Below are 24,148 nucleotides of genomic sequence, written 5' to 3'. Positions count from 1 at the left end.
CCAGCTTCTTCCTTCAACTCAAATATTTTTGTTTCAGCCTGTTTTTCCTTTACACTTTTTTTATAAATGACTTCAGGAATCTTGAAGGATAAGCGGTTTTACCTCTTCTAGTTTGCGGAACAGATAAATAAAGTGAATTCTGTGCACGCGTCATTGCTACATATAAAAGACGGCGTTCTTCTTGAAGCGGCACATCATCTCCCCCTCGATAAGCTTCGAGTGCATAATCATGAGGCAAACCGCCATCTACGCTGCTCAGTACGTATACATGCTTATATTCAAGACCCTTTGCTCGGTGAATTGTGGTTAGCTGAATACTTTCATTAAATTGCTTGCTTAAAGCTTTCATCTCTGTGTTCATGGCAATCATATGATCCACATGCTCTAAGAGTTCAGGTACGGTTTTAAATTTACGTGCTACAACTTTTAAATCCCGCACGTCATCTGAACCTTTTTCCATCGTATTTCCTTCATTTCCGCGTTTTTTGACAAAATCATCGAATCCCATATCTTTAGAAATTGTCTCAAGTGCCAAAGAAGGAGACATTGATTTTAGCGATTTGAATAAAGGAATTACTTTCTTGAGCTTTTTTTGCTGAAACGGTTTTAAATCTTGAAGATATTCAAGCGCATCAATAAATGTACCATCATGAAGAATACTTGCTGCTTTTAAGTCATTGACTGCTGTTTTCTTTAAAAAGAGTGCGTTTACTAAATCTTGCAGCGAACTTGCGTCATTTGGATTCACGCTCAAGCGTAGAAATGAAAGTAAACTTCGAACCATGCGTCTTTTATAAAACGAATCCGCATCTTGTTCGATTGAAAATGGCAGGTTTGACTGCGATAAACGTTCAAAGATGGCGCGTGAAGAAGCGTGAGTTCGGTACAAAACCGCAAATTCAGTTGGAGAAGCCCCTTGCTTAATCTTTTCTTTCATATCCGTTACAATCATTGTTGCTTCTTCTTCTTCGTCGTATGGAAAGAAGAAGGTAGGTCGCAACTCATTATCAAACTGGGCAGCCATTTCTTTTTGTCGGCGCGCTGTATTTCGTGCAATGACTTTATTAGCGGAAGAAACGATGGCGTGAGCTGAACGATAATTTTGGTTTAACGTAATAACAGTTGTATTAGCAAAATCTTTTTCAAAGTTTAAAATGAACGAAGGGTCGCTTCCGCGGAAAGCGTAAATTGATTGATCATCATCTCCTACGACACACAAGTTTTTAGAGTCTTCACTTAGCATTTTCATAATTTTATATTGAACTTTATTGATATCTTGAAATTCGTCAATTAAAAAATAGCGAAACCTTTTTTGATAACGAGTTAGTAAATCGGGATTTTGCTTTAGCATTTCATAACATCCATACAGCATATCATCAAAATCGAATAGCTGTTTTTGCTTTTTGACTTCTTCATAGCGACGATATAAAAAGTGCACATCTTGTTCCCATTTGTCTTTTGGGCGAACATCTTGCACCCCAACAAGTGTGTTTTTCCAATAGCCGATTTGCTGAAGTGCCTGGTCAAAAGGAAAATCTTTTTCATCCACGTGGAGCTCTCTTGCTGCTTCTTTCACAATCTGTTCTTTTTGCCAATCCCATTTTAGCAGGCGATCCATTTGCCACGCTTGAGGATTGTGATGAACAATCATACGTAAGAAAATGCTGTGAAAAGTTCCAACTAGCATTTGACGAAGATGTAAGCCGGACATCTTTGGATATGTAGCCAATCGTTCTTTCATTTCTTTAGCTGATTTAGCCGTGAAAGTCACCAGCATAATGGATTTTGGATCAATTTGTTTTTCTTGTATCATATATGCGGTGCGAGCTGTTAACACACGCGTTTTTCCGCTTCCCGCACCGGCTAGAATAAGAAGAGGTCCTTCTGAATGTGTAACAGCTTTCCATTGGTTCGAATCTAATTCAATACCGCTCTCTTTAAATTCATTTAAATAAGGAGAGTCAGAGTGTTTAGGAACAGGTAGTTTTGAGCGAAAAGCAGGAACACTTGAAAAAGGTACGGAAGACCTCCATGTCGCTTTCTCTTTTACAGTTGAATTTTTCTCCCCAATAGCTCGTCCTTTAGGAATACGAAATCCATTGGTTTCTCTGTATTCAGCCGGAGTTTCTTTTATTTGTTGTACAGCTGTTGTTTCTGATAGTGTGTCTGAACACTCTTCTCTTTCATGGGGAACTTGAGCATGATAAAAGTAAGGAGAATGCTCAATCCCCAGATATAATTTAACTGGTTCTCCGCAGTGAGCACACGTCATTTCTCCTCTGAGACTAGCTTCATATAAATATTGAAATCGGTCTCTAGCCGTTATAGCAAGATTAAGTATCTGATTTTGATAAAGTGCACGTTGCAAAAAACATGGCCTCCTTTGTAAAACATGAACAATCAATAGTAAATAAGAGGGAGTTAAAGCAAGAAGCCGCTCTCGTTCTACATCGATATAGATGTGTATATACGCACAGTTTTTATTTTATAATCAAAGTCTATCATATCAAAATCATCTTTTTTTAAAAAGAGCACGGATATTTTTGAAGGGATAGGATGTAAAAAAGGGTATATATTGAGTAAGAGATCACATATGTTCAAAAAAAGGCGGTATAGATACAAAGTGCCATCTGTTTTGAACAAGTCTAGAAGAGGGCGTAAGTGAGCTGTTTCAATGTGGATACTTCTTGCGAAAAATACTGAGGTCTGGGAGTAGAAGGTATCTTGAAAAAGAGGAGGGTTCATATGGGATATATCCTGCCCGTCACACCTTATCAATCTATTCAATATGCAAATCGCCTTCAAAAAAATAATGCTTCTTTTTCAAATCGTATTTGGCCTATTGAGAAAAAAAGCTTTGACGAAGGGTTTGAATCGCGTTCTCACTCACTGGAATTGACGCCAAGTTCAGTACAAAAGCGAAAAAAACCTCAAGCAGCAGAGCGTGTATACAGCAAGCTAACAAATAAGGGCCTAGTGATTAATACACGTGTCTAATAGTAAAAATCGTGAACGCAGCAGAATGAATGCGCTCACGATTTTTTAATAAAAGTAATGAACACGTAAAAAACATTTTAGTAAGATTCAATAAAAAGAGTACTGCCCTGCTGCCATTCAGCATAAAGCACCTGTTTATAATCGGTAAATCCCTGTTTTTTCAATTGTGTCTTTAACCATTCTTCATCAAAGCCTGACTGAATTAAGTTTTTCAAAAGCAAACGTCCATCACTGACGAAGGCGATAGATAAAACAGGCTCAGAAGGAGGCAGCTGTAGATCGCTTCTTGTTGGCTTAGCATAATCAGATTTTGGCAATACGCTTAGTGATCCATCTGTTTCTAAAATCGCATATTCAACTTCACGAATGGAAAATATGTCTTTTGAACGAAGCATATGAAGAAGCTGATCGATATCCAATCGATTTTTGCTAAGTTCTTTGTACGAAATTTTCCCTTTTCGAATAATAATAGATGGCCGTCCTTCTAAAAACAAGCGCAGGCGAATATTTTTTTGAGTAATAACTTCGGTGACATAAATAAGCGCTCCCCAAAAGATAACAGCAAATAAAATTTTTCCTATTCCTACTTCTGAGTCATATAGTGCATTTCCTACTAACTCTCCTAATACAAGAGCAGAGATAAAATCAAAAGTGGTAAGCTGAGTGATCGTCGCTCTGCCTAAAAATTTAGTTAAAATAAACAAGCAGATAAATCCGATAAAGAGTTCTAATGCGATTCCGATAAGTTCATCCATATTTTCACCTAATTCACATGATTAGGTATTAGTATAAGCAAAGCGAAGGTTCTTATCCTTTAAAAAAGCAAAAACACTAGGTTCAATTCCTAGTGTTTTTTACTTAGTTTCTTTACCATCTCTACATGTGGAATTCCAGCATCCATAAATTCACCTGAAACCGTTACGTAGCCTAGCTTTTTATAAAATCCTTCCGCATGCGTTTGAGCATGCAGCTTAATCTTTTCAATCTCATGCTCTGCTGCGAGCTCTTCTAACTTATCCATCAAAAGCTTTCCTACACCGTCTTTTCGATAAGAAGAAAGAACGCAGATTCGTTCAGCTTTTCCATAGTCCTCTACCATACGGAAGCGCCCTGCCCCAATTGGCGCAGTTCCTTTGTATACAACTAAATGCAGGGCTTCGGAATCGTATTCATCGATTTCTTGCTCTACATCAACCTGCTGTTCTTCTACAAATACTTTTTGACGTACGAAGTAAGCATCAGAATGATCTTGTTTGTTCGTTAGTACTTTGATGTTCACGTAACTTATCCCTTTCCAAGACGAAATGTTTCAAACACAGTCCATGTTTCATTTTCAAGCTGGTACATTAAATGAAAGCGATCCACTGTTTCTTCATGAGCGACATCTACAAGCTTCAACTGGCTATACACATCTAAGTGCTCATCATCTGAAAGGCGTTGACCAATTGTAATATGCGGAATAAATGAATACTCAGTTGGCTGTTCGAGATTGCCTTCATGAAGTTTATTGTAAAGTGACGTTAGTTCTGGCTTTTGTTCCACTTTTAAGTAAATAACGTTATTGGCTGGTGAAAATGAGCTTACTTTCGTTACATTTAATGTAAATGGATTTGTTTCTTCGGCAATTTTACGCAAGTTAGCCGCAATTTCATCAATTTGGTCTTCTGTAGCTTCAAAGACTTCTTTTAATGTAAGATGAGGCGGAATTAATGAATAGTGAGAATCATAGCGCTTTCGATAAGAATTCGCTACATCTTGCAATTTTTTAGATGGAAAAAGTACAACGCCAAATTTCATAAAAAATCCCTCCAAAGTAAGATCATAAAATATGTATAAAGCGAGCTTATTATAACAAATTTTCAAAAAATATGATATCTTTCTACTTCAACATATATTGAAGCGACCGCTTTACGTCTTTTTGCCAGTATTTCCACGTATGATTTCCATTAAATTCTTCGTAGAAAACAGAATATCCACGCTGCTTCATTTGTTCGTGCAACAGGCGGTTAGGCTCAATAAAGTTCAATATACCGTCTTGTGTTGTTTTGACATCCGTTTCTTCCGTTCCAATAACATGATACAAATCAAGAAGTGAAGGAGAAGCAAATGAGTTGACCGTTTGTAATACAGCATCGTTCACGAAAGGAGAATGCATAATTACTTTCCCGAACGTGTGAGGGTACGCAATGGCCGTCAGCAGTGAAACTGTAGCAGCAAGTGAATCACCAATTAGAACACGTGATTTTCCCATTTGATATGTAGGATATGTTTTATCCAAAAATGGCACAAGTTCATGTGCTAAAAAGCGAATGTAAGCATCTACCTGCTTTCCTTCTGGATGATACTTATCGCGTCTGTCTTCCACGCTTTTATATGGAATTCCAACAAAAATAGTACGATCGATTTCTGACTCGTTCATTAAATCATCGATTAAACGAGGTGTACGTCCGTACATAACATAATCTTTTCCGTCTTGGGCAATAAGTAAGGAATACTTATAGAGCGTAGAATAGTTTGACGGCAAATAGACTAGTAACGTGACATCTTCTTGCAGTGCGTCACTATAAAAAGAAATTTCTTCTAACTTCCGCTTACTTTCTGACATGAATAATCGACTCCTATGCATTTGAATGAAAGCGTTACCTTTATTGTAACACATTTTCTAATAACCGTTCTTTATTTTATTGTAACGAATTTTTTAGCGAATGACGAGAAAGAGGCATACGTTGCTAAAAAAGAAGCTGGGACATAACGAAATGACTTTCATCTAAACACGAACAATCTGGATATAGAATCTGGACAGCTTGCTCGACCGCAGTTGATTTCCGTGCAAGACTACGCTTTCCGCGGGCGGCCGGTGAGCCTCCTCGTCGCTTGCGCTCCTGCGGGGTCTCACCTGTTCCGCTGTTTCCGCAGGAGTCTTCGCCTTGCCCTCCAATCAACTGCTAGAAGGAACGAAAGAGATAAAATCTGCGTCTACTTTAACAAAAAAACGAACCACTAATCAAACAGTTTGATTAATGATTCGTTTTTCACTTCGGCTCCACTACTTTTGTCCAAGCCTCTTTTCGTTAATCTAATTTTTTCATTTTTTTAAACATAGCTTTTTCTGCTTGGCTGGCTTTTTTTAGCGGCTTCTTCGTATATTCTTCTTCTTTTTCATCAATGGAAACCAATTCTGTGTCATTTTTTACATAACTTCGGATATTGCGAGCACCGAAATAGCCGTTTACATCTTCTAAAATAGGCCTGTTTTCTTTTTGATCATAAAGAGTATATGAATTCTCTTCCTTAACGATAGCGTAGTGATTCCCCGCTAGAAGAGCTACGGCTTCTTTTTCGCTTTTTCCAAACGTAGACATAAGGAACAGAACGATTAAGACGATAAAGAAAAGGGCTGTTGCGCCAATGAAGAATAATAATAAGCCTCTGCTAAATTTACTTTGTTTTTCTTCCACAGTAGACAAACCTCCTGATTCGATAATTTTATTATAGCAAGTAAATGTAATGAGCGCCTAAAGAGATATGTGACGAGTTTATGAATTCAGGTGGATGAAACAAAAAAGGTTTTTAGCGCCTTTCATCGAATTTAATATAAAGAGAGACAACAACTTGAAAAGGAGAGAGAGACATGACAGCGAAAAAAATCCCAACGAGCAAAGAAGTAGCAAAGGCAACATTTGATTTGCTGGAAGAGCGTGGCGTAACAGTTTTGGATATTGCTGAAATTGTGTATGATTTACAGCTTCCTTATCATCCGGCTCTAACCATTCAGGAATGCGCTGAAAGCGTAGAAAGAGTACTGCAAAAAAGAGAAATTCAGCATGCGCTTCTAGTTGGAATCGAACTTGATAAGTTAGCTGAGCAAAATAAATTATCAGAACCTCTTCAAAGTATTGTAGAACAAGACGAAGGGTTGTTTGGTGTTGACGAAACGATTGCTTTAGGTGCCGTTTTAACCTATGGCAGTATCGCTGTTACGACCTTTGGCTATTTAGATAAAGTAAAAGTAGGCATTATTGAAAAGCTGGACTGTAAAAAAGAAAAAGGAGTTAATACCTTTTTAGATGATTTAGTAGCGAGCGTAGCTTCTAGTGCGGCAAGTCGTTTAGCTCACCGTCAGCGTGATGAACAAGAACAGCTGCAAGAAGGCAATCCGGCTACGTAATGAACTTCTTTTAGTATGTATATAAGCTGCGTAAATTAACACGTCGAAATGATTTAGTCTTTTATTTGAATAACGGAGACTAGGCACGTATCACCTGCGTGTCTAGTCTCCGTTAATGGAACGATTTATGGCTGTAGTGAAGTAGTCATAAGGTAGCTTAAGTTTTTCAGCCCAAGACTTTCATAGAAAGCACGTGCTTTCTCGTTAAATGCCCATACGGTAAGCTGGAGGTCATTTGCTCCTTTTTGTACAGCCCACTGTTTCGTAGCAGAAAAAAGACTTTTTCCTACACCATAATTTTGAAAGCCTTTCTTAACGCCAAAATATTGGATGTACGCTGTGTAGGAAAGAGGAGCTAATGTAGTGGGAGGGTTATATTTTAATTCAACAACAGACGCCCCAATAATTTGATTTCGATATTGAGCTACAAGAATATCAATGGTTGCATAATAAAGAGTAGCTTGATATTGTTCCGGAGATAAAACAGCCATCTGATTATCAAACATAGAAGGAAGCGCATTTGCGTGGAGTTCTAGTGATTCCCCTAATATTTTATTTACTTCTGTATAATCATCGAGTTTTGCAGTGCGATAGATAATCTCCATACACACTTCACCTACTTTTTAAAAGTTGTGCTTTATCATATGTAGCAACTTAGAAAATGTTAAATGAGAATTAAAATCCGAAAATTTTAAGCGAAGAACTGCACTAAACAGAGCATATATTCTATGCTCTGTTTGGTGTTATAGTTGAGGAATATATAAGAGCGAAACGTTAAATTCTAGTTTCAGCAATGGCATCGCGTACTTTTTCAAGCGAGTGTTTAGAGGCATCTTTATTCGCAATCATTACATTAACGTACAAAGCATCAATGAGGCTTAGCTGTCCAATTCTCGAGGCAAGAGCTTCAGATCGATATTCTGTTTCTTCTGAACTCGTATAAAGAGAAACGTCGACATTTTGGCTTAATGGAGATTTTGGAAAACCCGTAATACCAATCGTTTTGGCACCGTTCGCTTTTGCTGTATTTAAAATGTTCATCGTGTCTTTATTTGTTCCAGAATGAGAAATCACTACCGCTACATCCTGTTTTGTTAATTGAGAAGCGGACATAAGCTGGAAGTGGGAATCAATAAATGCAAACGTTTTAATTCCTGTTCGAACAAATTTATGAAAAGCATCCATAGCCACTACGGAAGAACCACCCGTGCCATAAAACTGAACTTTATCCGCCTTCATAAGAAGTTTGACAGCTTTTTCAATAGCGTTGCTTTCTAGTATTTGTAATGTATTTTCAAGCGTTCGCACATTGGAGCGAAAGATTTTTTCAGCAATCGTTTTTTCATTATCCGTTTCAGCAATTTCCTCGTGAATCTGCTGAATAGGCGTCATAATTTCAGCAGCCAGCGCTATTTTCATCGCTTGATAGCCCTTGAAGCCAATTCGTTTACAAAAGCGAAAGACTGTTGCATCAGCTACATTTAAATCGTCTGCCACTTCGTTAATGGTACTGTGAATAATTTGTTCCGGCTGTTCTAAAATATAATTTGCTATTTTTTTCTCTTTTTCACTGAATCTAGCATAGTGAGAACGAATTTTTCCTAAGCAATTTTGCGTCATAACTGATGTTCCTTTCCACGAATTTAGTAGTAAAAAGAGTATAGCACAAAAATATGAGTGAAAAAAATTTTCTTGTAAACGATTGCAAAATGAAAAATAATTCGTATAATGGAGGTAATGTGAAATTTTTTTTCAAAGGGAGTTTGTAAAATGAAAATTGGATTAATCGGTTTAGGAAAAATGGGATATAATTTATCATTAAATTTAATGGACAACCATCATGAAGTAGTAGCTTATGATGTAAATAAAGAAGCGGTAGAAAAACTGTCAAATGAAGGAGCAACCGGCGCCTTTACTGTTGAAGAGTTAGTCAATGAACTTCCTCCTTCACCTAAAGTTGTATGGATTATGGTTCCGGCTGGAGAAGTAACGGAAAATGTTATTACAGAACTAAAAGAACTTCTGTCAGAAGGAGATATTATAATAGATGGAGGAAACTCTAATTATAAAGAATCTGTTCGACGTGCTCATGATCTTCAGGAAAAAGGTATTTACTTCTTTGATGTAGGGACAAGCGGCGGAATGGAAGGCGCGAGAAACGGAGCGTGTACAATGATCGGTGGAGATGCGGAAGTATTCCGTACAATTGAACCGATTTTTAATGATATTTGCGTAGAAAATGGATTTATGTACGCAGGTAAAAGTGGAAGCGGTCACTTTTTAAAAATGGTTCACAATGGTGTAGAATATGGAATGATGCAATCCATTGCTGAAGGATTTGAAGTTCTGGAAAAAAGTCAGTTTGATTTCGACTATGAAGCCGTAGCGCGCGTTTGGAATAACGGATCTGTTGTTCGTTCTTGGTTGATGGAACTAACAGAAAATGCGTTTTCAAAAGATCCTAAACTAGACAGTATTAAAGGGATCATGCAGTCTTCTGGCGAAGGGAAATGGACCGTAGAGACTGCCCTTGATCTTCAAACGGCAACTCCTGTTATTGCTTTATCGCTAATGATGCGCTATCGTTCATTAGAGGAAGATACATTTACAGGAAAAGTTGTAGCAGCACTTCGAAATGAATTCGGCGGCCACGGTGTTGTAAATAAGTAAAGTAGTAAAGTAGGGGGACAGCAGCATGAGCAAAAAATATGCAATAGGTGTAGATATCGGAACAACGAGTACAAAGTCTGTATTGTTTTCAGTAGACGGTACAGTCATTGCGAATCATGGGATTGAGTATCCATTATACTCGCCGACGCCCGCGATGGCTGAGCAAGATCCTGAAGAAATTTTTCAAGCAGTTGTACGTACCATTCAAACGGTTGTAAAAACGAGCGATGTAAAACCTGAGGATATTTTATGCGTTTCATTCAGCTCAGCTATGCACAGTGTTATTGCCGTTGATCAGCAGGGAAAACCGCTGACAAAATGTATCACGTGGGCGGATAATAGAAGTGCAGAATGGACGGAAAAAATTAAAAATGAATACAATGGTCATGAGATTTATTTGCGTACGGGTACGCCTATTCATCCGATGTCGCCTCTTTCCAAACTAACATGGCTTTCTAATGAACAGCCTGAATTAGTGAAGGGAACACATAAGTTCATTTCGATTAAAGAGTATGTATTCTTTAAGTTGTTTAACGAATATGTTATCGACTATTCGATTGCATCAGCAACGGGTTTGTTTAATCTGAAAAATCTTGCGTGGGATGAAGAAGCACTTAAAGTAGCAGGTGTTACAACCGATCAGTTATCCACTCCTGTTTCAACCATGCATCAGTTAAAAGGGTTAAACCCAGCGCTTGCAGTTGACATGCATTTACTTCAAGATACGCCCTTTATTGTAGGCGCAAGCGACGGTGTATTATCAAATTTAGGCGTAAATGCAATTGAACCAGGCGTTGTTGCTGTGACGATCGGGACAAGCGGAGCGATTCGAGCAGTGACTGACAAGCCAGTAGTTGATCCCAAAGGTCGTATTTTCTGTTATGCGTTGACAGAAGACCACTGGGTAATTGGCGGCCCTGTAAATAACGGAGGCATGATTTTTAGATGGGCTCGTGATCAGTTTGGAGCGTCCGAAGTAGAAACAGCTAAACGCCTTGGAAAAGATCCGTATGAAGTATTAACGGATATTGCGGCTTTAGTGAAACCGGGAGCAGACGGCTTATTGTTTCACCCATACCTTTCAGGAGAGCGTGCGCCGCTTTGGGATGCAAATGCGAAAGGTTCATTTTTCGGCCTAGGTTTGCATCATAAAAAAGAACACATGATTCGTGCCGTATTAGAAGGCGTTATTTTTAACTTGTATACGGTATTATTGGCACTTGAAGAGTTAATTGGAGAGCCTACAAAGATTCAGGCAACAGGCGGATTTGCACGTTCCGCACTTTGGCGTCAAATGATGGCAGATATCTTTAACCAAGAAGTATCCGTGCCGGAAAGTTTTGAAAGTTCATGTCTAGGAGCAGTTATCCTTGGCTTATATAGCCTTGGCGAAGTTGACTCATTAAACGTTGTTTCTGATATGGTTGGAGCGACTAATCATCATTATCCAATTAAAGAAAACAGTGAAGTATATAAAGAGTTAACGGCTATCTATATTCGTTTGGCTCGCTTATTTAAAGAAGAATACGAAAGCATTACGGCTTTTCAAAAAAAATACGTACATTAAGTTCAAAAATCATCGCTTGAAGTTTTCAAGCGATGATTTTTTGTGTGTTAGGTTATCTAACAATCAAAAGAGTTGACACTACACAATATATAAAAGTTCCTTCAAATAATGTTACAATTTGTCCAGTGTATCCCCGTTTCGCATTAAATATAATAAGGGATAACGTTAGTATTTATCACATACTAGAAGGAATCGTCACAAACGCCTTTATATTTCAGAAAATTCAAATAAAATTTGTTTTTTGGAATGAACTTATTTTATGAAAAGGGGTTTTATGAATGAAAACACAAATTGAGCAAGATGGAATTGTGACGCTCACAGATGAGACGCACAATCAGCTGAGCGGCAGTGACCTTTGGAATGAGGATTTACGTCCGACTACGATGAAAGAGCATTCTTGGAAAGGAGTTAACTTTGCCACGCTTTGGATTGGGATGTGTCTGTGTATTCCAGCTTACACAATGGCGAGCGGAATGATGACGCTTGGAATGAACTGGTGGCAAGCAATTGGTACAATCTTTTTAGGAAATGTTATTGTTCTTATTCCTATTTTGCTTAATTCTCACGCTGGAACCAAGTTTGGCATTCCTTATCCAGTATTTGCCCGCCTGTGGTTTGGAGATAAAGGAGCACATATCCCAGCACTGGCTAGGGCCATTGTGGCTGCTGGGTGGTTTGGAATTAATACATGGATTGGAACGGAAGCAATTGATACACTGCTAAGCGCTTCGTTTTCGTCTTGGAATGGGTTAGCTGGTCATACAGCCATTGTATTTGCTCTTTTTTGGCTTTTAAATGTAGGAGTGGCATATAAAGGACCGCAAGCGATTAAAGTATTAGGAGCGATTGCGGCTCCTGTTATTGGTATTTCAGCTATTATTCTTTTCATATGGGCTTATACAAACTCGGGAGGGTGGGGCCCCATTTTATCTACGCCTTCTAAATTTACATCAACCAGAGAATTTCTAGCCGTATTTTTCCCAGCTTTAACAGGAGTTATTGCCTTTTGGGCGACGCTCGCTTTGAACATTCCGGATTTTTGTCGATATGCTAGAAGTCAGAAATCTCAAATGGTTGCGCAAACCTTTTCCTTGCCATTGACGATGAGTATTTTTTCATTTATTGGAATTGCCGTTACTTCAGCAACAATCGTTATATTTGGAGAAGCTATTTGGGATCCAGTGGCGTTAGTAGCTAAATTCCCTCCGTTTATCATTTTCTTAGGAACAATCGTTATCGTGCTTTCTTCTTTAACGATTAATGTGGGAGCAAATATTGTTGCGCCAGCCCGTGCAATTGAGAATCTGAATCCAAAGAAAATCACGTTTGCGATGGGGGCGCTAGTGACCGGTATTTTTGCTATTTTACTTCAGCCATGGTACATCATGTCTAATTTCGGGAACTATATTTTCGGCTGGCTTGGAACATACGGAGCGCTGCTTGGCCCTATAGACGGCATCGCTATTGCTGACTACTGGCTTGTAAGAAGGAGACAGATGGCATTAAAGGATTTATACGAGGTAAACGGTCGCTATAGTTATTCAACTGGTTTTAATAAAAACGGTATTTATGCATTAGTAATTGGCGTGGCCATACCTGTTTTAGGCTTACTGATTCCTGGACTGCGCTTTTTATGGGATAATGCCTGGACATTTGGTCTATTTATTTCTATCATCGCCTATACGTATCTCATGAGAGGAGATAAAAGTGTATTAGCGCCGGGGGAATATGAAGAAATAACGTTAAAAACAAGCGAAAAACCAATTATCGACAGTCAAACGGCTGATCCAACCATCACCAAATAAATAAGATAAATCCAATCATTAACATGATTGGATTTTTTTATGTGTTGAAACTCTATGGAAGAAAATTGATAAAATTTTTTTGAGTTTTTTTATTGATTTAAGAATTTTTTTTTCATATAATTTAAGTAATAAAAAAATGAAATCGTTTTCTAAAATAATTAATGTAAACGATTTCGATGATTTGAACTTATTTTTTTAAATTTACAGGGTGTAGAGCTTTTTTGCTACATAGAGAAAGCGTTTACTTAAGGGGAAGGTGGAAAGCAAGATGGATGCATACTTATTAGCTATTACAGTTGCCGCAATTGTTATTGTTATTGTAGGTGTTTCAGTTTTTAAATGGCATGCGTTTATTAGTTTAACGGTTGCAAGTTTGTTTTTAGCGATTGCTTCTGGATTATCGATGGATAAAATTGTTGCCGCTTACGAAACGGGAGTGGGCGGTGTTTTAGGCCACTTAGTAGGAATTTTAGCGCTGGGAACAATTTTAGGTAAGTTGATGGCCGATTCAGGTGCCGGCATGCAGGTAGCGGATTATTTCGTAAGAATATTCGGTGTGAAAAGACTGCCATGGGCGATGCTAGTAGCAGGTTTCATTATTGGTATTCCTGTTTTCTTCGAAGTAGGAATTTTAATTCTACTGCCTTTAGTTATTTCCATTCATAAAACGACAAAACAAAATATATTATTGATTGCTCTGCCGGTTATTGCGGGATTATCAATTGTTCACGGTCTCGTTCCTCCCCATCCAGGAGCGATGGCAGCTATTAGTATTTACGGAGCAAATACGGGGAAAGTGCTTTTATACGCATTAATCATTTCAATTCCAGCTGCAGTCATTGCTGGACCAGTTTTTGCAAAATGGGTTCACAAACGAGTGATTCCAGAAGGAGAACCTGATCTAATTCGTATTACGACAACATCAAAAGATCTTCCTGGTACAGGCGTTTCATTTTTTGTCATTTTACTGCCCGTTCTATTAATGGTCTTAGCAGCTATAGCACCTGTTATTAACGGATTGCCAAGCGGCGTAGTGAAGTTTGTAGAATTAATAGGAAGTCCATTAATTGCACTTTTAATTGCTTGTTTTGCAGCGTTTTACCTGCTTGGAAAACGTCAAGGTATGACAAAAGATGTGATTAAAAAACTAACGGAAGAATGTTTGCTTCCTGTAGGATCCATTGTCTTAATTATTGGCGCAGGCGGTGGTTTCAAACAAGTATTAATCGATAGCGGAGTAGGTACAACGATTGGTCAAATGTCTGAACATCTATCTCTATCGCCACTTGTACTTGCATTTTTAATTGCTGGATTAATCCGTATTGCTACAGGTTCAGCAACAGTTGCATTAACAACAGCGGCTGGTATTGTCTCACCAATCATTGAGCACATGTCCGGTGTTAACTTAGAACTGCTTGTTATCGTTACGGGTGCAGGTTCACTAATGTTCTCTCACGTTAATGATGCTGGCTTCTGGATGGTGAAGGAGTATTTAGGATTAACAGTGAAAGAAACGTTCAAAACATGGACCGTTCTGGAAACGCTTCTATCCTTTATTGCTTTTGCAGGAGCACTTATCCTAAATGCATTAATTTAAAAATAAGACTCTTTTACTCTATGTAAAAGAGTCTTATTTTTTTATGAAAGAAAAGAATTTACAAGAAAAATAATCAAAATATTTTCTTTATTCGTTAAATTATGGCAAAATAGAAATAGAAGAATAATAGCTTCTAAGAAGGGAATGACAGAGAGTGAGTAATCAACTAGTATTTTTCACAAACTTTTCAGAAGGAAAATTAGATTCAGACGTTTCTTGGTATTGTCCACCAGCTCAATTTCAAATTGATACAGAAACGAATCGATTAGTGATTAAAACGGACGCTAAAACAGATTTTTGGCAGCGTACTCATTATGGCTTTGAAGCGGACAATGGACACTTTCTTTACCGTGAAGTAGAAGGCGACTTTGAAATCATGACAAAGGTGCATACATATCCAGTTAATCGCTACGATCAAGCAGGTCTCATGATTCGTGTATCAAAAGATACGTGGATCAAAACGTCAGTTGAATACAATCCCGATGGTCCTAACCAATTAGGAGCAGTCGTAACCAACCAGGGCTTCTCAGATTGGTCCAGTCAAAATTTTACCCAAAACAAATCAGCGCTTTATTTTAAAATTCAGCGCAAAAACGATGATTACACCGTTTGTTATTCAAGTGATGGAGATTCTTGGACTCAGCTCCGACTCGCTCACTTAATGAACTCAACCAAAGAATCTGTTCAAGTGGGTATTTATGCTTGTAGTCCTCAAGGAGAAGGGTATGAAGCCCAATTTGATTTTATAAAAGTAGAAAAAATGTAAATAAAAACCACGATTTAGCCACAGCTAAATCGTGGTTTTTATTTAGAAAGCGCATTATCTAAAGGCTGTGTGGCAGAAGCGGATGTCGGTTGATTGCGTAAAGCAATTTTTTGCTTGAAGTAGCTGATGACAAAACCTGTAATCGCAATGGATATAACAGAGAAAATTCCTTTTGAAAGTCCAATTGAATACATGCTCGACAGCACGACAAGAAAATCAAATGAAAAATTCACTTTTCCAGGATCCCAGCCGAATTTTCGCTGTGCGAATAACGCTAGAATATTAGCACCGCCGAGAGAAGCTCCGTTCATAAATAAAATGGATAAGCCAAGGCCGGCAATTAGTCCGCCGGTAACAGCACCCATCAGGCTAGGAAGTGTAAAAGAAGGAAGCAAGTGATCGAGTGAAGTGAGAAGCGATAGCAAAGACACTGATCCTATAGTTGTAGCGGTAAATTTCCATCCCATTTGAAAGAAGGAAAAGAGATAAAAAGGAATATTAATGAGAAAAAAGATCACCGCAAACGACAAGGGAAGGGCATACGACAAGCTGAGAGACAGACCAGCTGTTCCCCCCGTCACTACGTGAGAGTGCCGCAAGATAAGAACACCAATACTTGCAATCGTACAACCAAGAATAATCCATAAAACTTTTCGCATAAATAAACCCCTCTGTTTGTTTTTTCGGAATTTTCATTTTCAATTATCTACTTTAATGATAGGATATTAAATAAAGAAAACACATGTATAAATGAAGGAAATAATACTTGTTCTGTTATCAACTTGAATAAAGATTTTATTTATTATATTCATTTTGAAAGGAAAGGTTTGGATGGATCAAATCGATGCACAACTATTGTCTATTTTGCAAAGGGACGGACGTATGACGATTAGTGATTTATCAAAAAAGCTGGCTCTTAGCCGTCCAAGCGTATCAGAAAGACTGCAGCGTCTTCAGGAACGAGGAGTGATCCAGCGTTTCAGCGCTACGGTGTCTCCGAAAGCTTTAGGAAGAGATACACAGCTATTTATTCAAGTAAGCGAATTAAAAAGAAAACCAGAGGAGTTTGAAGACTTTATTGAGCAAAATGAAGACGTGCTTGAATGTCATCGCGTAACGGGGCCGGTTTCTTACTTTATCAAAGCAGCCGTGTCCGGAATGGATGGACTTCGAATGCTGGTGGATGAACTGATTCCTTATGGAAATGTAAATACTTCAATTATTTTAAAGTCGCCTGTAGAAAACAGGATGATTACTCCTGTACAAAAACCGGCCCCATAAGAGGCCGGTTTTTCGTATAAAGACATATTAATAAAATCCTTTAATAATATAAAAATGATTTTGTAAAATATCAGGTATTTCTTCTTCTGAAACGTTCCTTTTCGTCTTTTTTTCACCATCTGTTACAGTCAGCGTTTCACCGGAGAGGGTAATGCGCCCTGTAAGTGTTGCGATCGTAACAAGACGTTTGTGTACAAACGGAGAATCAGCTGACGTTTGATTGAACTCACACATAGGAGTAAAGTCAGTCAGTTTCTTAGGAAGCGTAGACACACGGTAGAGTGTTTTCCATACATTATCTTCCCATCGCTGCAACTCATACATATGCTCAGCAACGTTTGTCATACGATAAGAGCCGCTTACATCTCTTACTACTTCGCCATTTAAAGGCATTGGTTTGCGCACAGAATCTCCAAATCCAACGTCTACGATGTAAGACTGATTCTCAATCGTTACAAGGTTTGTAGCGTGACTTCCTTCAATGGTCCACGTGCCGTCGGGTTTTTTGACGGTAGCTGAAACGTAAGAGACTTCATATCCGCTTTCTTTTAACAGCCAGCCAAATAGACCGTTTAATTCGTAGCAAAACCCTCCACGCAAATTTACAATTACTTTTTGAAAAATTCGTTCTAAATCAATGATAATAGGGGTTTGAGACAAAACGTCTAAGTTCTCAAACGGAATATGAAGCATATGCTTGTTCTGTAAAGCGGCTAAGCTTTCATAGGTTGGACTATCTGGTCTCTTAGCTAAAAACCGGCTAAAATAGTAATTAATATTCATCAAATACACCTCTTAGTAAATCATTTCTCTCTGTCTTCAGGCCTAGAAGAATGTTCATGTAACAGCGTTTTTTCAATTGTCTTTTTGGAAGCGAATCCTTGAAGTACACGGCTGCCAATTTTTAAAGTTGGTACTTTCATCCCGTCACGCTCCTTTATGGCATGTTTTTATTTTATCAAAAGTAACGGCGGTCCTTCCAACTTCGGAACTATGGAAAAATAGTTGACAAAATTGGATAACTCTTTCTATAATATAGTCAATACATATCACGAGCGATTAGTTCAGTGGGAGAATACATCCTTGACAGGGATGGGGTCGGGGGTTCGAATCCCTCATCGCTCATACCAAAGCCGTTTTCTTATTAATAAGAGAGCGGTTTTTCTCTTTTGTTTGACAAATCAATGCTATATTAAATCTTGAGCGCGTATAGAAGAATTAAAGTATAATGAAACATAGTGCATCAGGTCATGATAAAGATAATCACTAATTTAAAATAAATGAGGGTACAAAATGAATCAAAGAAGTTTTAGTCAATATGGTCTTAGTGACAAGGTAGCTAAGGCGCTTTCTAGCCTGCAATACAATCATCCTACGGAAGTACAAAGCAAGGTGCTTCCTATCGCGCTAGAAGAAAGAGATGTTGTCGTGAAGTCTCAAACAGGAAGTGGAAAAACGGCTTCCTTTGGCATTCCACTGTGTGAATTAGTTAACTGGGAAGAAAATAAGCCCCAGGCCTTAGTGTTAACACCTACACGAGAGCTGGCTGCGCAGGTAAAAGAAGATATTACAAATATCGGCCGTTTTAAGCGAATTAAAGCAGCAGCTGTCTACGGAAAATCACCGTTTGCCAAGCAAAAAGTAGAATTAAAGCAAAAAACACATATTGTTGTAGGTACGCCTGGACGAGTGCTTGATCATATAGAAAAAGAAACGCTTGCATTAGAAAAAATTCGTTATTTGGTTATTGATGAAGCAGATGAAATGCTAAATATGGGTTTTATTGACCAAGTAGAAGCAATTATTCAACATCTTCCTAGTGAGCGTGTAACGATGCTTTTCTCCGCTACGCTTCCTGAAGATATTGAAGAGCTTTCTCGCAAGTATATGAAAAAACCGGTTGATATTGAAATCAAAGCAAACGGATTAACGACAAGTACGATTGACCATTCTGTTATATCAGTAGAAAACGAACGTAAATTTGAACTGCTGAAAGACGTAACCACAGTAGAAAATCCGGACAGCTGCATCATTTTTTGCCGCACGCAAGAGCAGGTAAATACGCTGTTAGACGATTTAGATGATCTTGGATATCCTTGTGATAAAATTCACGGGGCAATGGTGCAAGAAGACCGTTTTGAGGTTATGAATGATTTCAAAAAAGGTAAATTTCGCTATTTAGTGGCGACAGATGTAGCTGCGAGAGGCATTGATATTGATAATATCACACACGTTATTAACTACGACCTTCCGTTAGAAAAAGAAAGCTACGTTCACCGTACAGGAAGAACGGGACGTGCCGGTAAAAACGGGAAAGCCATCACATTTGTAACGCCTTATGAAGAGAGAATGCTATCGGAAATTGAAGAATATATCGGTTTTTCAATTCCAACATCTACCCCTCCTTCTAAAGAAGAAGTACAGCAGGCAGCATCCGCTTTTACTGAAAAAATCAATGAGCGTCCAGAAGTTAAAAAAGATAAAAGCGAGTCATTAAATAAAAACATTATGAAGCTGTATTTTAACGGAGGAAAGAAAAAGAAAATTAGAGCGGTTGATTTTGTGGGAACAATTGCAAAGTTAGACGGAGTAACCGCAGACGATATTGGAATTATTACGATCCAAGAAAATGTCTCTTATGTAGAGATTTTGAATGGAAAAGGTCCAAAAGTGTTACAAGCAATGAAAAACAAAACGATTAAAGGAAAGAAACTAAAAGTTCATAAGGCAATTAAATAGCAGAAGGAAGTCCATCTTTTTAAAGATGGGCTTTATTTATAGAGACAATAAAGGAGTTGAGAGTATGAAGTACATAAAAGAAGCGTGTGTAGAAGGGTATGAGCAGGCAAAAAAAGCAGAAAAGCTAGGAGCAGACCGCATTGAATTATGTGACAATCTCAGTCAAGGAGGCACTACGCCAAGTTACGGCACCATTCAATATGCAAGCGAACATCTTGATACAGATATCAACGTGATTATTCGTCCAAGAATTGGTGGTTTTGTATATTCTGAAGCAGAATATCAAATTATGAAAAAAGACGTTAAAACATGTAAAGACCTTGGAGTAAACGGAGTAGTATTCGGCATTTTAACAGAAGAAGCTGAAATCGATTGCGGACGCACTAAAGAGTTAATAGCAGAAGCTCGTCCTTTAAGCATTACATTTCATATGGCATTTGATGAGATTAAAGATAAATACAAAGCCATTGATATACTCATCGAATTGGGAGCAGACCGTATTTTGACCAAAGGAGGGAAAGGATCTGCTTTGCAAAATCTGCATATGCTCCGAGAATTGATCACATATGCTAATGAACGTATTATTATTTTGCCCGGCGGAGGAATTCATGAAGGCAACGCAGAGCGGGTTATGAAAGAAACAAAAGCAGCTGAATTACACGGAACAAAAATTGTAGGAGATTTATCTCGTTAAATAAAAAAGCTGTTCCAAAAGGAACAGCTTTTTTATTTTGATGTATTTTCTTTTGCTGCTAAGCCGCTCGTCATTTTGGTACGCTGAAAGAAAAAAGAACCTACGACGAGTACAGCAATTAAAAGAGTTAAGAAGAACTGAGAACGTAATGAATCAATAAATGCCATAGCAATAAAAATACTCGTGATGGCAAGGATTGTAGCGTAAGTTAAGTAAGGAAATAACCACATTTTAATTTTTAATGCTTCGGGATTTTCTTTTTCATATTTTTTTCTCATTTTAATCTGTGAAAATGCAATAACAAGATAGACAAGAAGCGCTACGCCGCCTGATGCATTCACTAAAAACAAAAAGATTTTGTCCGGTGAAATGTAGTTAAAGATAACGCTAACGTACGAGATAACTGTACATGCTAATATCGCACTAACCGGCACGCCTTTTTTGTTTAATTTTGAAAAGCTTCTTGGCGCATCACCGTTTTGAGACATGGAAAACAGCATGCGAGAACTTGTATACAGACCAGAATTCAGACAGGAAAGAACGGCTGTTAAAATAATAAAGTTCATAATTTGAGCTGCGGCCGGTACATTCACTAATTCAAGAATAGAGACAAATGGGCTTTTCATTAGGCTTGATGAATTCCACGGAAGAACGGTTACTAAAATAAAGATAGATCCTAAATAGAAAAATAAAATACGATAAATAACGGTATTGGTCGCGATGGTAATGGCTTTTTCAGGTTGAGAAGATTCACCTGCCGCGGTTGCAACAATTTCTGTTCCCATAAAGGAGAACATGACAAGGGCAATTCCTAAAAATACAGAGCTAATTCCATTCGGTAAAAAGCCGCCTTTGTGCAAAAGGTTGGAAGTGCCGGGAGAATCAATTCCTGGAATGAATCCACAAATAATAGCTATACCTAAAAGTAAAAAAAGAACGATACTGACGACTTTAATGAGGGAAAACCAATATTCAAATTCTCCGAAAGATTTAACGGAGTACAGATTGGTCATCGTTAATAAAAAAGTAAGAGCCAAGCTTACTCCCCAAGACGGCAAAGACGGGAACCAGTATTGAATAATATTTGCACCTGCAATGGCTTCAACAGCAATAACGATAACCCAGAAAAACCAATAGAGCCAGCCAATCGTGTAGCCGGCCCAAGGGCCTAATGCCTCTTTTGCATAAGTGGAAAAAGAACCGCTGGAAGGATTTGCAGTAGACATTTCGCCAAGCATTCGCATGACTAAAATAACGAGCAAGCCAGCAAATGCGTACGAAAAAATAGATCCCGGTCCAGCGGTGTTAATGAGTGATCCGCTTCCGATAAACAATCCAGCCCCGATAATTCCTCCAAGAGAAATCATGGTGATATGCCGGATCTTTAACTCTTTTTTTAACTGTGGCTGTGGATGGCTGTTCATTTGTAACCTCCTATATAATCTGAATTTTTAGTTAATATGAAGAATTATAGTATGTTGTAAGACGTATGGACAGGATGTTGTTAGAAGTTCTTTCATACAAAAAGCGGATATGAATGGTTGCATTCATACCCGGCTTACTCTGACACAGACATTCATTATGCGTATAAAGTACCTGATTAGTGTCTTTTTTCTTTATTATAATAAGTAATGCAGATGAATTTTTTATGAATGGTAGCTGAAAATAAGCTGAATGATTGTTTTAGATACGTTAATCAAAAGAGGTATACATCCTATTAAAGAATAATGTGGAATAATATTCAAACTCTCTGTAAAGCGCTAAATGCGGGTTTTCCTTTCTGAAAACGGGTATATATAGTAGTAAGAAGTTTATTCTTTTGCTAAGTATAAAAGAAAGATGTGCGATAGAAACAGGAGGTTATAAATAATGAAACATGTTGAAGTAGTAGAAAAAGGAGCAAACATTAACGAAGCAGTTAATCAATTTGCAGATAAAGGTTTTGAGAAAAATGAAGTATACGTGTTTACCTATGACAAGGAAAACTCTAAAAATTTAACAGAAGTAACGGACACAAATATTATTCGACTGTCTGAAGAAGGTCCTTTGCATTCAGCAGCGAGTTTATTTTTAACAAGAGAAGATGAGCTTCGAACAAAAATGGCTTCACTAGGCTTATCAAAAGACGAAACAAAAAAATATGAAGAAGAGTTAAAGAAAGGCAGTGCGATTGTAGTGGCTGCTACTGGGGAAAGAAAAGACGTTTAAGTTTAATAGAGGCTATGAAAAAAGTAGTTTAGTTAAAGGAAGATCCGAACGCGTTTGATTCTTGATAGAGAATCAAACGCGTTCGGATTTTTTTGTGGGGACGGTGTAACAAGTGATCTATACGAGCTTCTTTATCCCATTTGTTCGTCTTTAGATTTAAATGATTTCGTTATGTCTCACACTTTTTTGTTTTTTCCAATATATGATTGATAAAACTAATGATATTAGTTAAAATTAAAACTAATACCATTAGTTTTAATTTTGATAATAGGGGATGAGGAAATGAGAATAGTTCGTGAGAAAATGTTGTATCAACTGACGTTTTTGCCTCGCTTTTTTCCAGTGAATTGTTATTTAGTCGAAGAGAAAGACAGTCTTACATTAATTGATGCAGCTCTTCCTTACAGCGCGTCGGGTATTTTGAAAGCTGCAGATCAAATTGGAAAACCGATTACTCGAATTGTTTTTACACATACTCATGAAGATCACATCGGAGCGATTGATAATTTGAAAAAAAGTTTGCCGAATGCTTCTGTTTATATGTCGCAAAGAGATTATCGATTATTTTCAGGAGATTTCACACTCGATTCTGAAGAACCTCAAAATCCAATCCGTGGAGGAATACCAAAACTAGGAAAGGTTTCAACTAAAATTGATCATTTCATCGAAGAAGATTCTTATATAGGCTCACTTGCTCCTATTTTTACACCTGGACATACACCTGGATCTATGTCTTTTTTAGACCAGAGAACGAACGCATTAATTGCCGGAGATTCGTTCCAAGTGCGAGGAGGAATTGCGGTATCAGGTCAGTTAAAACCGCTGTTTCCGTTTCCTGCCTTTGGAACGTGGAGCAAAGAGCTAGCGCTTAAAAGTGCAGAAAAGCTACATGAACTAAACCCGTCACTTCTTGCTGTTGGACACGGAAAAATTCTTTCTCAGCCGCTAAAATTGATGGAAAAAGCAATACAACAAGCGAAAGTAAAAATAGAAAAAAGGAGATGAAGGGATGTCGCCACGACAAGGACTAGATTTCAAAAAGGTTATTCAAACAGGTGAAAATTTGGCCAATCGTGAAGGATTTTATGCTGTTACAATTGCTTCATTAGCAAAAGAACTAAATGTTCGTCCACCGTCTTTATATAACCATATAAAAGGATTAGAAGAGCTGCGCAAAGAACTGGCTTTAAGTGGACTGCAGCAGCTATATCATCTTTTAAAAAGTACTGTTGAACATGCTTCCGCAGAAGACGCTGTTTATCATCTAAGTAAAGCGTACGTTTCATTTGTAAGAAAGTCTCCGGGAATATACGAAGCAACGGCAACGGTAGCACCAAGGATACAGGATGAAGAAGTACAAAAAGCATCTGATAACATTTTGTTTTTAGTGCTAGATGTGTTGAAACCGTATCAGCTTCCGGAAAATGAAGCCCTTCATGCTGTTAGAAGTCTTCGTAGTATTTTACATGGGTTTTCTTCTTTGGAGCAGAAAAGGGGATTTGGAATGTCATTAAGCACTGATGAGACGCTAGACTTTTTAATCCGTACGTTTGCATTGGGGCTACACCGGTATAAACAGACCACATAAATTTCATTAATGCCACTAAGCCTAATGCTTTAGTTGAAATTGAAAAAAAAGAGAAAGAATGATAGATT

The 24,148-nt window shown here is 37.9% G+C and carries 25 protein-coding genes and 1 tRNA gene; 14 read left to right on the top strand and 12 right to left on the bottom strand.

The features are described 5' to 3' along the window. Nucleotides 1-49: 49 nt before the first annotated feature. Entirely contained in the window at nucleotides 50-2,368 is a 2,319-nt protein-coding gene (locus MMB68_RS17315; protein WP_277448104.1) for an ATP-dependent helicase, read from the bottom strand. Nucleotides 2,369-2,745: 377 nt separating this feature from the next. Here MMB68_RS17315 and MMB68_RS17310 point away from each other — a divergent pair, with 377 nt between their 5' ends. Continuing rightward, nucleotides 2,746-2,997 carry a hypothetical protein gene (locus MMB68_RS17310; RefSeq protein WP_221785505.1) on the top strand — a complete coding sequence of 84 codons (252 nt, stop codon included), beginning with the start codon at nucleotides 2,746-2,748 and terminating at the stop codon, nucleotides 2,995-2,997. 77 nt (nucleotides 2,998-3,074) lie between these two features. On the opposite strand, the gene MMB68_RS17305 is transcribed toward MMB68_RS17310, so the two are convergent. The 6 genes from MMB68_RS17305 to MMB68_RS17280 all read right to left on the bottom strand — a co-directional run bounded on the left by MMB68_RS17305 (nucleotide 3,075) and on the right by MMB68_RS17280 (nucleotide 6,455). Further along, the gene (locus MMB68_RS17305) at nucleotides 3,075-3,752 is read right to left on the bottom strand and encodes a DUF421 domain-containing protein (protein ID WP_221785504.1); all 678 of its coding nucleotides are present in this window, start codon (nucleotides 3,750-3,752) and stop codon (nucleotides 3,075-3,077) included. 89 nt (nucleotides 3,753-3,841) lie between these two features. Next, nucleotides 3,842-4,276, bottom strand: a complete 435-nt coding sequence (locus MMB68_RS17300; RefSeq protein ID WP_013055454.1) for a GNAT family N-acetyltransferase — start codon at nucleotides 4,274-4,276, stop codon at nucleotides 3,842-3,844. A gap of 5 nt (nucleotides 4,277-4,281) precedes the next feature. Continuing rightward, the gene (locus MMB68_RS17295) at nucleotides 4,282-4,794 is read right to left on the bottom strand and encodes a YjcG family protein (protein ID WP_013055455.1); all 513 of its coding nucleotides are present in this window, start codon (nucleotides 4,792-4,794) and stop codon (nucleotides 4,282-4,284) included. An 82-nt stretch (nucleotides 4,795-4,876) separates the two neighbouring features. Beyond that, nucleotides 4,877-5,602, bottom strand: coding sequence for an alpha/beta hydrolase (locus MMB68_RS17290; protein ID WP_028412337.1), 726 nt, complete (start codon nucleotides 5,600-5,602; stop codon nucleotides 4,877-4,879). Between the two features lie 124 nt (nucleotides 5,603-5,726). Next, nucleotides 5,727-5,939 (bottom strand): hypothetical protein, encoded by a 213-nt coding sequence (locus MMB68_RS17285; protein WP_269870457.1) that lies wholly within the window; start codon nucleotides 5,937-5,939, stop codon nucleotides 5,727-5,729. A gap of 129 nt (nucleotides 5,940-6,068) precedes the next feature. Then, nucleotides 6,069-6,455 (bottom strand): hypothetical protein, encoded by a 387-nt coding sequence (locus MMB68_RS17280; RefSeq protein WP_269870458.1) that lies wholly within the window; start codon nucleotides 6,453-6,455, stop codon nucleotides 6,069-6,071. Between the two features lie 173 nt (nucleotides 6,456-6,628). Here MMB68_RS17280 and MMB68_RS17275 point away from each other — a divergent pair, with 173 nt between their 5' ends. Beyond that, nucleotides 6,629-7,165, top strand: a complete 537-nt coding sequence (locus MMB68_RS17275; RefSeq protein ID WP_013055458.1) for a phosphatidylglycerophosphatase A family protein — start codon at nucleotides 6,629-6,631, stop codon at nucleotides 7,163-7,165. 125 nt (nucleotides 7,166-7,290) lie between these two features. On the opposite strand, the gene MMB68_RS17270 is transcribed toward MMB68_RS17275, so the two are convergent. Further along, a complete protein-coding gene (locus MMB68_RS17270; protein WP_025749861.1) occupies nucleotides 7,291-7,770 on the bottom strand; it encodes a GNAT family N-acetyltransferase in 480 nt (159 codons plus the stop codon). Between the two features lie 169 nt (nucleotides 7,771-7,939). Then, a complete protein-coding gene (locus MMB68_RS17265; protein WP_013055460.1) occupies nucleotides 7,940-8,785 on the bottom strand; it encodes a MurR/RpiR family transcriptional regulator in 846 nt (281 codons plus the stop codon). Nucleotides 8,786-8,935: 150 nt separating this feature from the next. Between MMB68_RS17265 and gnd the strand changes: the two genes are divergently transcribed. From gnd to MMB68_RS17240, 5 genes are all read left to right on the top strand, one after another. Then, nucleotides 8,936-9,835 (top strand): phosphogluconate dehydrogenase (NAD(+)-dependent, decarboxylating), encoded by a 900-nt coding sequence (gnd, locus tag MMB68_RS17260; RefSeq protein WP_269870459.1) that lies wholly within the window; start codon nucleotides 8,936-8,938, stop codon nucleotides 9,833-9,835. A gap of 25 nt (nucleotides 9,836-9,860) precedes the next feature. Beyond that, entirely contained in the window at nucleotides 9,861-11,402 is a 1,542-nt protein-coding gene (gene gntK, locus MMB68_RS17255) for a gluconokinase (protein WP_269870460.1), read from the top strand. A gap of 278 nt (nucleotides 11,403-11,680) precedes the next feature. Then, a complete protein-coding gene (locus MMB68_RS17250; RefSeq protein ID WP_057239434.1) occupies nucleotides 11,681-13,207 on the top strand; it encodes an NCS1 family nucleobase:cation symporter-1 in 1,527 nt (508 codons plus the stop codon). Nucleotides 13,208-13,475: 268 nt separating this feature from the next. After that, nucleotides 13,476-14,804, top strand: coding sequence for a GntT/GntP/DsdX family permease (locus MMB68_RS17245; RefSeq protein WP_116076673.1), 1,329 nt, complete (start codon nucleotides 13,476-13,478; stop codon nucleotides 14,802-14,804). A gap of 154 nt (nucleotides 14,805-14,958) precedes the next feature. Further along, nucleotides 14,959-15,570 carry a DUF1349 domain-containing protein gene (locus tag MMB68_RS17240; RefSeq protein WP_221812983.1) on the top strand — a complete coding sequence of 204 codons (612 nt, stop codon included), beginning with the start codon at nucleotides 14,959-14,961 and terminating at the stop codon, nucleotides 15,568-15,570. A gap of 38 nt (nucleotides 15,571-15,608) precedes the next feature. On the opposite strand, the gene MMB68_RS17235 is transcribed toward MMB68_RS17240, so the two are convergent. Further along, complete coding sequence (locus MMB68_RS17235; RefSeq protein ID WP_221812982.1) at nucleotides 15,609-16,229, bottom strand: YitT family protein; 621 nt, start codon at nucleotides 16,227-16,229, stop codon at nucleotides 15,609-15,611. A gap of 172 nt (nucleotides 16,230-16,401) precedes the next feature. On the opposite strand from MMB68_RS17235, the gene MMB68_RS17230 reads away from it, so the two are divergent. Beyond that, a complete protein-coding gene (locus tag MMB68_RS17230) occupies nucleotides 16,402-16,851 on the top strand; it encodes an Lrp/AsnC family transcriptional regulator (protein WP_013055467.1) in 450 nt (149 codons plus the stop codon). Between the two features lie 27 nt (nucleotides 16,852-16,878). On the opposite strand, the gene MMB68_RS17225 is transcribed toward MMB68_RS17230, so the two are convergent. Continuing rightward, entirely contained in the window at nucleotides 16,879-17,634 is a 756-nt protein-coding gene (locus tag MMB68_RS17225; RefSeq protein WP_221785496.1) for an arylamine N-acetyltransferase family protein, read from the bottom strand. A gap of 270 nt (nucleotides 17,635-17,904) precedes the next feature. On the opposite strand from MMB68_RS17225, the gene MMB68_RS17220 reads away from it, so the two are divergent. From MMB68_RS17220 to MMB68_RS17210, 3 genes are all read left to right on the top strand, one after another. Continuing rightward, a tRNA-Val gene (locus MMB68_RS17220) sits at nucleotides 17,905-17,976 on the top strand. A 168-nt stretch (nucleotides 17,977-18,144) separates the two neighbouring features. Continuing rightward, complete coding sequence (locus tag MMB68_RS17215) at nucleotides 18,145-19,590, top strand: DEAD/DEAH box helicase (RefSeq protein ID WP_221785495.1); 1,446 nt, start codon at nucleotides 18,145-18,147, stop codon at nucleotides 19,588-19,590. Nucleotides 19,591-19,654: 64 nt separating this feature from the next. Then, nucleotides 19,655-20,284: a copper homeostasis protein CutC gene (locus MMB68_RS17210; protein WP_221785494.1), complete on the top strand. Its 630-nt coding sequence runs from the start codon at nucleotides 19,655-19,657 to the stop codon at nucleotides 20,282-20,284. 32 nt (nucleotides 20,285-20,316) lie between these two features. Here MMB68_RS17210 and MMB68_RS17205 read toward each other — a convergent pair whose 3' ends face one another. Next, the gene (locus tag MMB68_RS17205; protein WP_221785493.1) at nucleotides 20,317-21,708 is read right to left on the bottom strand and encodes an amino acid permease; all 1,392 of its coding nucleotides are present in this window, start codon (nucleotides 21,706-21,708) and stop codon (nucleotides 20,317-20,319) included. 445 nt (nucleotides 21,709-22,153) lie between these two features. Here MMB68_RS17205 and MMB68_RS17200 point away from each other — a divergent pair, with 445 nt between their 5' ends. From MMB68_RS17200 to MMB68_RS17190, 3 genes are all read left to right on the top strand, one after another. Further along, complete coding sequence (locus tag MMB68_RS17200) at nucleotides 22,154-22,492, top strand: YflT domain-containing protein (RefSeq protein WP_045291863.1); 339 nt, start codon at nucleotides 22,154-22,156, stop codon at nucleotides 22,490-22,492. Between the two features lie 282 nt (nucleotides 22,493-22,774). After that, nucleotides 22,775-23,497 carry an MBL fold metallo-hydrolase gene (locus tag MMB68_RS17195; protein ID WP_221785492.1) on the top strand — a complete coding sequence of 241 codons (723 nt, stop codon included), beginning with the start codon at nucleotides 22,775-22,777 and terminating at the stop codon, nucleotides 23,495-23,497. A 4-nt stretch (nucleotides 23,498-23,501) separates the two neighbouring features. Continuing rightward, entirely contained in the window at nucleotides 23,502-24,080 is a 579-nt protein-coding gene (locus MMB68_RS17190; RefSeq protein WP_221785491.1) for a TetR/AcrR family transcriptional regulator, read from the top strand. The last annotated feature ends 68 nt before the right edge of the window (nucleotides 24,081-24,148 follow it).

It is taken from the genome of Priestia sp. Y58 (genome assembly GCF_029522095.1).
GTDB classification, from domain to species: Bacteria; Bacillota; Bacilli; order Bacillales; family Bacillaceae_H; genus Priestia; species Priestia megaterium_E.
This window is presented reverse-complemented; position numbering and strand designations above follow the sequence as displayed.